This is a genomic window from Vibrio sp. Vb1554 (genome assembly GCF_033344235.1).
In genome coordinates this window covers 1-11,362 of record NZ_JAWPOJ010000046.1, presented here as the reverse complement: position 1 = coordinate 11,362, position 11,362 = coordinate 1, and the positions used below count along the sequence as shown (strand labels likewise).

Below are 11,362 nucleotides of genomic sequence, written 5' to 3'. Positions count from 1 at the left end.
CGAGGGACGAGCGTGATTCAGAATCTATCGTCCGGTTGAGCAGTGGTTAAGCTGAGCGGGAAAGAATAGGAGCTTGCTGTTACCAGATTCTTAGTTTCGCTAAAGCTCGATTGAGTGACGAACTCTTTTGATTTAGAAACTGTTAAAGCCATCGTCATTCTGAACAGCGAGGAATGAGTGTGATTCAGAATCTACGCACAGAGCGCTCCGAGTTTGAAATAAACTGACTGAGCTTGCGAATTACAATGGAAAAGTAACAGCGAATAATGAAGGAGAATGAATCATCGATAAGACACCTTGCGTTTATATCCTAACGTCAAATAACAACGCCGTTCTCTACATAGGTGTTACCAGTCAGCTGCCCCAAAGAATATGGCAACATAAAAATGGAGTAGTGGAAGGGTTTACCAAGAAATACAACGTTCATAAGCTCGTTTACTTTGAGTTATTCGACGATATGGCTAATGCTATAAACCGAGAAAAGCAGCTCAAGCAGTGGAAGCGTGAGTGGAAGTTAGCCTTGGTAAGAGAAACGAACCCTAACTTTCTCGATCTATCTACTGAGTATCAGTAAAAATCATCCCTATCTTTAAACGCATTTAAGCTAACCACATCCGCTTTTTGTGTCGGTGCCGCTTCCCCTTCTAGCGCTGCTTTGAACTTTACGACCTGTTTTTGCAACTCGTTCATCAATACCACATTGGTGTGATGAGGGTTTTTACACGTGCTGATGACTCTATCAATGTGGCTTTGTTGAGCCCACAATCTTTCTTTCATATTTTCTGATGCCCTTTCGATCATCTCTTTCGCCATCTCATGACGAAATTGCTCAAAAGCTTCTGGGTCTCGCTCTGCCATTCGAACCATTTCATCGAATGGAGGAAGCGTTTGGGACGGGATATGACGTAGATTAGACATCGATGCTCTCCAAATCCTTATGGAAATTGCCTTTAGTTACTAAAAGCCTATACCACTAGAAAGAGGAGAGAGAATGAATTCTTCAGCCGTCTCACTTATAAGAGAAGCTTTCAAGCTTGAGATTGAATAAGTGCGGCATGTCGATGTTTGGTTGTGGTGGTTACTGCAGTTGTTGGATGCGGTAAACGCAGCGTCTTTGGCCACTAATGATGTGTTCGGTACGCTCTACTTTGGTGTCACGTCCAAGTAAAGACTGAAAGACACTTAATTCTGATTGGCACAAGCTTGGGCAGCGAGTTGCGGCTTTACAAATCGGACAGTGATTTTCGATTAAGATAAATCCGTTCTCATCTTTCTCGAGTTCAGCCATATAGCCTTCTTGCTCTCTTAATGTGACGAGTGTTTCTAGTTTGCTTTGCAGAGAGTCGCATTGCTCAAGATGCTGACGATAACTTTGTAACGTGAGTTTTTCCCTCTCTGATGTGACTTTTTCCAGTCCATCTTTGCCAAAGATATGTTCGACAGCTTCTATAAACTGAATGGTCAACTCACTGTGACGGTCAGCAAATTGCTCATGACCTTTTTGAGTGAGAGACCAATGACGAGCAGGGCGACCAACTTTTACTTTTACGTCATGGATAGAAAGAATGCCATCATCTTCTAAACTTTGCAGGTGCTGACGAGCCCCCATGGTTGTCATACCTAGCTCAGAGGAGAGTTGTTTTGCAGTGACGGAGCCATCACGCTTAACGATTTGCAATATCCTATCTACGGTCTTCATATACCCACCATTTATACGTCAGTACATATTATGCGCGATAGGGTTAGTAAAGAAAAGTGTTGACTTAATTTGAGTGTGGATTTGTAGGGGCTATGTTCATATGAGCCAATATATGTCGTCATTCTGAACAACGAGGAACGAGGTGATTCAGAATCTATCTTTTGGTTGAGTAGTGGTTAAGGTGACCAGGCAAGAATAGGAGCTTGTTACTACTAGATTCTTAGTCTCGCTGGGGCTCGCTAGAATGACGAATTCTTTTGATTTAGGGCTAATTAAAGCCACCGTCATTCTGAACAACGAGGAACGAGAGTGATTCAGAATCTACTGTCCGGCTGTGCGGAAAGAAAGGCTCAAGCTCAGACTGAGCGAGAGCCTCGAGAAATGCTTAAAGAATAATATCGCGTACTTCTGGATCTTTACGATCTAGGTAGTGAGTCGACTTAATGCGACGAATAGTACGGCATCGACCGCGCACGAGCAGCGTTTCTGTGGTCGCCATATTGCCTTGACGAGAGATGCCTTCCAGCAAGTCACCTTTAGTGATGCCTGTAGCTGAAAATACCACATTGTCGCTACGAGCCATGTCTTCCATTTTGAGGACAACATTCGCTTTTACGCCCATTTCATCGCAGCGTTTTAGTTCATCTGCGCCGTAAATGCGGTTTTCTTCAGTATCGCCTTTTACTTCGTGACGAGGAAGCAGACGACCGTGCATGTCACCGTCTAGCGCTCGAATTACCGCTGCTGATACAACCCCTTCTGGCGCGCCGCCAATACAGTACATCATGTCCACTTCACTGTCTGGCATACAAGTCAGAATAGAGGCAGCCACGTCACCATCAGGCACCGCAAAGACACGCACGCCCATTGCTTGCATTTCTGCAATAACGTTATCGTGGCGAGGTTTCGCAAGGGTAATAACGACTAGGGTATCAAGTGGCTTGTTCAGGGCCTTTGCTACGTTCTCTAGGTTTTCTTTTAACGGCTTTTCTAAGTCAATTACGCCTTTTGCACCAGGGCCAACAACCAGTTTTTCCATGTACATATCTGGCGCTTTAAGAAAGCTGCCTTTCTCACCTGCGGCAAGTACGGCTAGTGCGTTCGATTGTCCCATTGCCGTCATACGCGTTCCTTCAATCGGGTCGACTGCAATATCTACTTCATCACCACCAATACCCACTTGCTCACCAATGTACAGCATTGGCGCATCATCGATTTCACCCTCACCAATGACAATTTCACCACTGATATCTGTTTTGTTCAGTAGCGTGCGCATAACTTCAACAGCTGCGCCATCGGCTGCGTTTTTATCGCCACGGCCAAGCCATTTGTAACCAGCCAGAGCTGCACCTTCAGTCACACGGGAAAATGCCATTGCTAAATCGCGTTTCATGATGTCTCCAAGTAAGCAAGAGGGAAGAAGAATTTGCGCGGCGATTCTATCACAAGGTCGAGTAAACGTTTGCCTTTTTGCGAGGCTTTTACTTTATCTAACTTGAATTTGATCAATACTTAGGGCGATTTTCAGCGTAGCGAGACGCAAAATCCTTGCTCAAAAATGCTTCGGCGACAAGAAAAGTCAGCGTTTAGTGAGATTGCGCTGATTTTTTGACCGAATGATGCAAAATATCGAATATAGTGAGTGTTTCTCATCGCGACGCTGAGTAGAATGAACCTTATATAGGTTAGGTGTGCATCAATCTCGCACATCGTCCCAACGGAATAACATAGGTAGGCCAAGATGTCTTTTGAAGTACTAGAACAACTAGAATCTAAAATTCAAACTGCAGTTGACACAATCACTCTTCTTCAGATGGAAGTCGAAGAGCTGAAAGAAGATAAAGCTAAACTTGCGGAAGAAGCGAACGAGCTTCGCTCTCAACGTGAAGAGCTAGAGCAAAAAGCACAACAAGCACAGCAAGAGCACGCACAATGGCAAGAGCGCATTCGTGCACTACTTGGCAAAATGGACGAAGTGGAATAATTCGGCTTCTTCATTCCAAATTAAAAACACCCGCGTTAAGCGGGTGTTTGTGTTTTAGGGAAGTAGAAAATGTTAAGACAAGGCTAGGCGCTAAGAGCCAAGAGAAGACCCTATAACTTAGGCGCCTAAGACTCGTTATGCTTCTTCATCCAACTCTAAATCAATATTCAATGGTTCTGGCGACAGGATAATTCCGGTGCTATCAGCGTAAATGTAATCTTCTGGAAGGAAGCTAACGCCGCCAAAGTTGACTGGTATATCCAATTCGCCAATACCCTGGCTGGTCGCTCCAACAGGAATAGAGGCGAGGGCTTGAATGCCTAAGTTCATATCTTCAAGTTCATCTACTTCACGAACACAGCCGTAAACGACAATGCCTTCCCACTCGTTTTCTTCCGCAATGGTTGCGATTTCTGCATCGATAAGGGCTTTACGTAGGGAACCGCCACCGTCAATTAACAAAACGCGACCAAGTCCATCTTGCTCTAATGTCTCACGGATCAACGAATTATCTTCAAAACACTTGATGGTGGTGATTTGCCCGGCAAATGAAGCGCGACCGCCAAAGTTACTGAACATTGGTTCAACCACATCTACCTGATCGAGGTAGATATCACAGAGTGCTGAGGTATTGTATTCCATAGCGTACCTTTCTAAACAGAAATTGGTTGTCTTTGAGTATATCTAGGCATTAAGTCAATGCAATGACAATCCTTTTTTAACTTACTAGAGTTTGAGCTACCACAATTGTTGCAAACAAAACGTTGGTGACTAAAGAGCATTTCACGATGACTGGCATCATTGGTGCTATCTGAGCGGGCTTTTGTGTATGCCAAACCGCTTTACCATGATCGGCCACGAAATAAATACTAAGTAAAAATGGCAAGCTAATCCAAACGGGTTTGTCTTGAATTAACAAGTAAGCCGCAAAGGCAAGAATAGCACCGCCAAGTAAAACAAAGTGGTACTGCTTGGCTTTGCGTTGACCCAATCGCACTGCGACTGTGCGTTTACCACACTCTCGGTCGTTCTCGATATCACGCATATTGTTGATGTTGAGTACTGCAACGGCGAGTAAACCGCAGCCTAGAGCAGGTAAGAATAGCGTGGTATCTACGTGACCAGTATGCAAGAAATAAGTACCGGATACGCCGAGTAAACCAAAAAACAAGAAAACTGAAATATCGCCAAGCCCCACGTAACCGTATGGTTTGCTACCCATGGTATAAGCAATGGCTGCGAGAATGGCCAGAATTCCCAGCCCGATAAAAGTAACAATACTTTCCAGTGAACTTAGTGAATAGAAAACTAACACCAAGCCTGAAATGGCGGTCAGAGCGATGTTAAAGATAATCGCCTGTTTCATCTGTTTCGCACTTACCGCGCCTGACTGCATCGCTCGTAATGGGCCGAGGCGTTTGTCGTTATCTGTACCTTGAACGGCATCGCCATAGTCGTTTGCCAGGTTGGACAGAATTTGCAGCAATGTCGCGGTTACGAAAGCCATGATGGCAATCGTCAGTGAGAAATGACCCGCCGAGTAGGCGAGCACGCTACCTGTTAAGATAGAGACCAATGCCAGAGGTAATGTTTTTGGACGAGCGGCTTCAAGCCAGATCTGTAGAGATTGTTTCATGGAAATTTCGTGCTAGTAACCAATGTGCCCAGTATAAGCACAAAGAGGCAGATACGCTATTGACCTAAAACAACTCAACTAGAAGTCAAAGGGTGATTCAGAATCTATCATCCGGTTGTGCAGTGGTGAAGGTGAGTGGGAAAGAAAGGCGTCTGCTGTTAGCAGATTCTTAGTCTCGCTTGAGCTCGCTAGAATGACGAGATCTTTTGATTTAGGTGTTGTCAAAGTCATTCTGAACAGCCAGGAACGAGGTGATTCAGAATCGATCATCCGATTGTGCGGTGATTAAGGTGAGCGAGGAAAAATAGGCGTCTGTTGTTACCAGATTCTTAGTCTCGCTTGAGCTCGCTAGAATGACCAGGTCTTTTGATTTAGATGTTGTCAAAGTCACCGTCATTCTGAGCAACGAGGAACGAGGTGGTTCAGAATCTATCGTCCCAATAGTGCCGTGGTTAAGGTGAGTTGGAAAGAATAGGCGTCTGCTGTTAGCAGATTCTTAGTCTCGCTTAAGCTCGCTAGAATGACGAGAGCTTTTGATCTAGATGTTGTCTAAGTCACCGTCATTCTGAACAGCGAGGAACGAGTGTGATTCAGAATCTATCATCCGATTGTGAAGTGTTACGGTGAGAGAGAAAGAATAGGCGTCTGCTGTTACTAGATTCTTAGTCTCGCTTGAGCTCGCTAGAATGACGAGATCTTTTTGATTTAGGTGTTGTCTAAGTCACCGTCATTCTGAACAGCGAGGAACGAGGTGATTCAGAATCTATCGTCCCAATAGTGCCGTGGTTAAGGTGAGTTGGAAAGAATAGGCGTCTGCTGTTAGCAGATTCTTAGTCTCGCTGGAGCTCGCTAGAATGACGAGATCTTTTGATTTAGATGTTATCTAAGTCACCGTCATTCTGAACAGCGAGAAACGAGGTGATTCAGAACCTATCGTCCCGGTTGTGCGGTGGTGAAGGTGAGTTGGAAAGAATAGGCGTCTTCTGTTAGCAGATTCTTAGTCTCGCTTGAGCTCGCTAGAATGACGAGATCTTTTGATTTAGATGTTGTCAAAGCCACCGCTATTCTGAACAACGAGGAACGAGTGTGATTCAGAATCTATCGTCCGGTTGTGAAGTGGTTAAGGTGAGTTAGAAAGAATAGGCGTCTGCTGTTAGCAGATTCTTAGTCTCGCTTGAGCTCGCTAGAATGACGAGATCTTTTTGATTTAGATGTTGTCAAAGTCACCGTCATTCTAAACAGCGAGGAACGAGTGTGATTCAGAATCTATCGTCCGATTGTGCGGTGATTAATGTGAGCGAGGAAGAGTAGGCGTCTGTTGTTACCAGATTCTTAGTCTCGCTTGAGCTCGCTAGAATGACGAGAGCTTTTGATTTAGATGTTGTCAAAGTCACCGCCATTCTAAACAAAAAGCCCAGAAACAAGGTTCTGGGCTTTGGTAAAATAGATTGCGTTTAAAGAATAAAGCGGCTTAGATCTTCATCTTCAATTGTGTCGCCTAGGCGCGCTTTCACGTAAGCGGAATCAATAACGAATTTAGCGCCAGATTGCTCCGCTGCGTCGTAAGAGATTTCATCCATCAAGCGTTCCATTACGGTGTGTAAGCGACGAGCACCGATGTTTTCTGTGCTCTCGTTGACCGTCCATGCCGCTTCCGCGATTTGCGTGATACCATCTTCTGTGAACTCGATGTCCACATCTTCCGTTTTCATCAACGCAACGTACTGCTCTGTTAGAGAGGCTTTTGGTTCTGTCAGAATGCGTTTGAAGTCGTTGCTGCTTAGTGCTTCTAGCTCAACACGAATTGGTAGACGACCTTGCAATTCTGGGATCAAGTCAGATGGTTTTGCCACTTGGAATGCTCCAGATGCAACAAACAGAATGTGGTCTGTTTTTACCATGCCGTGCTTGGTTGATACCGTGCTGCCTTCAATTAATGGAAGTAGGTCGCGCTGAACACCTTCGCGTGAAACGTCTGGGCCTGAGCTCTCGCCACGTTTACAGATCTTGTCGATCTCATCGATAAATACGATGCCGTTGTTTTCAACGTTGAAAATCGCTGCTTCTTTCAGCTCTTCTTGGTTAACCAGTTTCGCCGCTTCTTCTTCCGCTAACGCTTTCATTGCGTCTTTGATTTTCAGCTTACGTTTTTTCTTAGTGTCGCCTGCCAGGTTTTGGAACATGCCTTGCAGCTGGTTAGTCATCTCTTCCATACCAGGAGGCGCCATGATCTCTACGCCCATTTGTGGTGCGGCTACGTCGATTTCAATTTCTTTATCGTCTAGTTGGCCTTCACGCAGTTTCTTACGGAAGATCTGGCGAGTGTGAGAAGACTCTTCCGTTTGCTCTGCTTGACCCCAGCTATCACGTGCTGGTGGCAGTAGCGCATCAAGAATGCGTTCTTCCGCTTGCTCTTCTGCGCGGAATTTCACTTTCTCCATCGCTTGTTGATGCGTCATTTTCACAGCAACATCTGTTAGGTCACGGATGATGGTTTCAACTTCTTTACCAACGTAACCCACTTCGGTGAATTTTGTCGCTTCAACTTTGATGAAAGGGGCATTTGCCAGTTTTGCGAGGCGTCGTGCGATTTCAGTCTTACCAACACCAGTAGGGCCAATCATCAAGATGTTTTTTGGTGTCACTTCGGCACGCAAGCTTTCTTCAAGCTGCATGCGGCGCCAGCGGTTACGAAGTGCAATCGCAACCGAACGCTTGGCTTTTTCTTGACCGATAATGTGGCGGTTCAATTCATGAACGATTTCGCGAGGCGTCATTTCAGACATATTCTTTCCTTACTTCGTTACGATTACGCGGTTGGTTTTTCAGGCTCTACTGTTGAGTCTAGCTCTTCTACCGTGTGGTGATGGTTCGTGAAGACACAAATATCACCCGCGATATTGAGAGCTTTTTCCGCGATCTCACGAGCATCTAGATCTGTGTTTTCTAGTAGGGCGGTTGCGGCAGCTTGTGCGTAAGCACCACCAGAGCCAATCGCAATCAGGTCGTGTTCTGGCTGTACGACATCACCATTACCGGTAATGATTAACGATGCGGTTTCGTCGGCAACGGCAAGTAAGGCTTCGAGCTTGCGCAGAGCACGATCGCTACGCCAGTCTTTGGCTAGCTCAACTGCCGCTTTGGTTAGGTGACCTTGGTGCATTTGCAGTTTGCTTTCGAAGCGCTCAAAAAGGGTGAAGGCATCCGCAGTACCGCCGGCAAAGCCCGCTAGTACTTGGTTGTTGTATAGGCGGCGAACTTTGCGCGCATTACCTTTCATTACGGTATTGCCTAGAGATACTTGGCCATCACCCGCGATGACGACTTTATTATTTCGACGTACAGATACAATGGTAGTCACAGTCGACCTCTTGATTATTTCTCTTTGGATTTAATTCAGTATATGGGGGAGGGGAAATAGGGATTCAAGGGGGGCAAAAAGAAAGGTTCATCGCGGATAAGCGGGAACTCAAAACAAAAACGGTAGTAAGTGATAGAGTTTTATCGCCAAACAAAACCTACACAAACTACCGTTTTCATGTCGAATCATACTTTCCTATCTTCATTCTGGGAAGGCTTTCATATCGTAAAGTCTCATCAGACTGCATCATTGATTAAGCTCACTCTCGAACCGAACTCTATCGCTAAGTGCCCGTGTGGACGTAAAGCTCAAGCCGTACATGAGTATCAATGGCGCAACGTGAAAGAAGCCTCACTGCTTGGAGTGCCCGTTGAACTATCCGTCCAAACTCGACGCATTAAGTGCAGTCACTGCGGTATTAAAACGGAACGATTATCTTGGTTAGAGCCTTATGCTCGCATCACCAATCGTCTACGAAGCTACATAGAACAGTTGTTGCCGCTGTTGCCAATTAAGCATATTGCCCAATTGACAGGAGTTCATTGGCACACAATCAAAGAGATAGATAAGCGTCGACTTCAACAAGTAGTACCGCAAGTTAAATGGGGTGAATTAAGGCAACTCGTCATGGACGAGTTCGCAATTTTTAAGGGACATCGTTATGCCACCGTCATTGCTGATGCTAAAAGCCATCAGGTTATCTGGATAGGGCTAGGCCGCAGCCGTAAGGATATTCGACCGTTCTTCGAGCAGTTAGGTGAGCATGGCAAAAACATCGAAGCGGTAGCAATGGATATGAACACGGCTTTTGACCTTGAAGTCCAAGAGCATTGCCCAAATGCACGTATCGTTTACGACTTGTTCCACGTTGTTGCTAAGTTCGGTCGTGAAGTCATGGATAGAGTCAGAGTCGACCAAGCCAATAAGCTAAAACATGATAAAAAGGCAAGGCAATGGGTCAAGCGTTCACGTTGGGTGTTATTGAAAAATAGGGATAATTTAAATACACAACAAGACGGCTACCTGACTGAAATATTGGAGATGAATCAGGACTTGATGACAACCTACCTACTGGGGGCACAATTAAAGGAACTCTGGCGTTGTGGATCTGAACTTCAGGCTAAAAACCTATGGAAGGTATGGTGGGAGCAAGTGAATGAGAGTGGGATCAAGCCGTTAAAAGAGTTCGCTCGAAAGCTCCGTCCATACCTTCATGGGATTACTGCTTCAGCAAGCTATCCGTTGAATACCTGTACCCTCGAAGGAATAAATAACAAGATAAAGTTAATCAAGCGGATGGGGTATGGATATCGAGATACTGATTACTTCTTCTTAAAGATAAAAGCGGCTTTCCCCGGAAAGCCGCGATGAACCAAAAGAAAGGCCCTAGGATCTTAGCTCCTTGGGCCTGAGTTTAAAGATTTTCTTTCCAAATCGCACATGGCTCGATTTTCGCGCGTTGCAGTTTATGACGGTCACGTTCTGCATCACGTTTGAACTTATACGGACCTAGCACCACGCGATACCATGAACTGCCTTCTTTCTTACGAATCTTGCTCGACATCCCTTGGAACGCGATTGCAAGCTTGCGCTCTTCTGCTTGCGCCTGGGTTTTGTAAGCGCCACATTGCATGATGTAGGGAATCTTAGAAACTTCAATTTCTTTGGCCACAACTTCAACTTCACGTTTCGGTAGTGACTCGACATATTCCCATTTTTCTTCTGGTGGTGGCGGCAAATCTTTTTTCGGCTTTGGTTTGCTCACAGTGGTTGTTGGCTGTTTCACGACAGGTGGTTTTGGTTCTGGGTCGCTACTCAAAAGGTAAAGGCCATAGCCAAAACCGCCCACAAGCAAGATAGCGAGCAGGCCACTACGCCAAGGTTTTTTTCTTCTCGGCGGTTGTTTTTTTGTCGACTTTTTTGGGGCACCTCGCCCCCGTCTTACATAATCTCTATTTGCCACGGTTATTTCTGGTCATCAAGGATTCTTGCAAATATGTTAATCCAGAACGAGTTGAGAAAACACCCTATTGATAGAATCTTGATAGCTAAAGCGCGACAACGTCGGAGTGTGTTTCCGTTCGAGCTTATATTTGTGCGGGATAAACAAAAAGCAGATGGGGTAAATAAAAAGCGGCGCCTTAGCACCGCTTTGGGTATGGATACTTAATTTTTAGGTTAAGGGCGCTGTGGTGGCGCTGCACTTCCGCGAATGACGAGATTAGTTTCAAGCAAACGCGAGCCTGAATGCACGTCGTGGCCTTTTAACATCTCGAGCATCATTAGCATTGCTTGTCGACCAATCTCATAGCGAGGCTGAGAGATGGTGGTCAACGGTGGATCGCAGTACTGAGCGAAGTTAATGTCATCAAAGCCCACAACAGAGAGATCTTGCGGTACTCGTAAGCCAAGCTTTTTCGCTTCTTGAATTGCGCCGATGGCCATTGTGTCACAGTGACAGAAAATAGCCGTTGGTGGCTCAGGCAATTCGAGCAGTTTGCGAACGGCTTTTGCTCCGCCATCAAAAGAGAACTCAGTAATGACACTATATTGTGGATCTTTATTGATGCCGGCACGGCGCAGGGCTTGTTGGTAGCCTTGCTGGGGCTTTGTTGCGTAATTCGATGGAACTAAATCAAGAAACTACGATCTGAGCGGCTACGCCCATCAATCGTCGTAGCC

General features: G+C 45.6%; 11 protein-coding genes and 1 pseudogene. 3 read left to right on the top strand and 9 right to left on the bottom strand.

Going from position 1 to position 11,362, the window contains the following annotated elements:
• The first annotated feature begins 280 nt into the window (after positions 1-280).
• Positions 281-574: a GIY-YIG nuclease family protein gene (locus R8N28_RS22410; RefSeq protein WP_025768346.1), complete on the top strand. Its 294-nt coding sequence runs from the start codon at positions 281-283 to the stop codon at positions 572-574.
• Here the strand turns inward: R8N28_RS22410 and R8N28_RS22405 are convergent.
• The 3 genes from R8N28_RS22405 to glpX all read right to left on the bottom strand — a co-directional run bounded on the left by R8N28_RS22405 (position 568) and on the right by glpX (position 3,092).
• A complete protein-coding gene (locus tag R8N28_RS22405; protein WP_213971935.1) occupies positions 568-918 on the bottom strand; it encodes a DUF3135 domain-containing protein in 351 nt (116 codons plus the stop codon). The two genes, R8N28_RS22410 and R8N28_RS22405, sit on opposite strands and share 7 nt — an antisense overlap.
• 160 nt (positions 919-1,078) lie before the next feature.
• Positions 1,079-1,699, bottom strand: coding sequence for a helix-turn-helix transcriptional regulator (locus R8N28_RS22400; protein WP_213971936.1), 621 nt, complete (start codon positions 1,697-1,699; stop codon positions 1,079-1,081).
• Between the two features lie 385 nt (positions 1,700-2,084).
• Positions 2,085-3,092 (bottom strand): class II fructose-bisphosphatase, encoded by a 1,008-nt coding sequence (glpX, locus tag R8N28_RS22395; RefSeq protein WP_025768348.1) that lies wholly within the window; start codon positions 3,090-3,092, stop codon positions 2,085-2,087.
• Between the two features lie 348 nt (positions 3,093-3,440).
• Between glpX and zapB the strand changes: the two genes are divergently transcribed.
• Positions 3,441-3,683, top strand: coding sequence for a cell division protein ZapB (gene zapB, locus R8N28_RS22390; protein WP_005379536.1), 243 nt, complete (start codon positions 3,441-3,443; stop codon positions 3,681-3,683).
• Positions 3,684-3,818: 135 nt separating this feature from the next.
• On the opposite strand, the gene rraA is transcribed toward zapB, so the two are convergent.
• The 4 genes from rraA to hslV form a co-directional block, all read right to left on the bottom strand.
• Positions 3,819-4,325: a ribonuclease E activity regulator RraA gene (gene rraA, locus R8N28_RS22385; protein ID WP_033905997.1), complete on the bottom strand. Its 507-nt coding sequence runs from the start codon at positions 4,323-4,325 to the stop codon at positions 3,819-3,821.
• A 76-nt stretch (positions 4,326-4,401) separates the two neighbouring features.
• Positions 4,402-5,319: a 1,4-dihydroxy-2-naphthoate polyprenyltransferase gene (locus tag R8N28_RS22380; RefSeq protein ID WP_213891727.1), complete on the bottom strand. Its 918-nt coding sequence runs from the start codon at positions 5,317-5,319 to the stop codon at positions 4,402-4,404.
• 1,454 nt (positions 5,320-6,773) lie between these two features.
• Complete coding sequence (gene hslU, locus R8N28_RS22375) at positions 6,774-8,105, bottom strand: HslU--HslV peptidase ATPase subunit (RefSeq protein ID WP_025768349.1); 1,332 nt, start codon at positions 8,103-8,105, stop codon at positions 6,774-6,776.
• Between the two features lie 23 nt (positions 8,106-8,128).
• A complete protein-coding gene (gene hslV, locus R8N28_RS22370) occupies positions 8,129-8,680 on the bottom strand; it encodes an ATP-dependent protease subunit HslV (protein ID WP_005383176.1) in 552 nt (183 codons plus the stop codon).
• A 177-nt stretch (positions 8,681-8,857) separates the two neighbouring features.
• On the opposite strand from hslV, the gene R8N28_RS22365 reads away from it, so the two are divergent.
• Positions 8,858-10,051 carry an ISL3 family transposase gene (locus R8N28_RS22365; RefSeq protein WP_203346307.1) on the top strand — a complete coding sequence of 398 codons (1,194 nt, stop codon included), beginning with the start codon at positions 8,858-8,860 and terminating at the stop codon, positions 10,049-10,051.
• 43 nt (positions 10,052-10,094) lie between these two features.
• Here the strand turns inward: R8N28_RS22365 and ftsN are convergent, their stop codons facing one another.
• Positions 10,095-10,643, bottom strand: coding sequence for a cell division protein FtsN (gene ftsN / locus R8N28_RS22360; protein ID WP_053809480.1), 549 nt, complete (start codon positions 10,641-10,643; stop codon positions 10,095-10,097).
• A gap of 215 nt (positions 10,644-10,858) precedes the next feature.
• Positions 10,859-11,287 (bottom strand): annotated as a pseudogene (locus tag R8N28_RS22355) (substrate-binding domain-containing protein); the annotation flags it as partial.
• Positions 11,288-11,362: the final 75 nt, after the last annotated feature.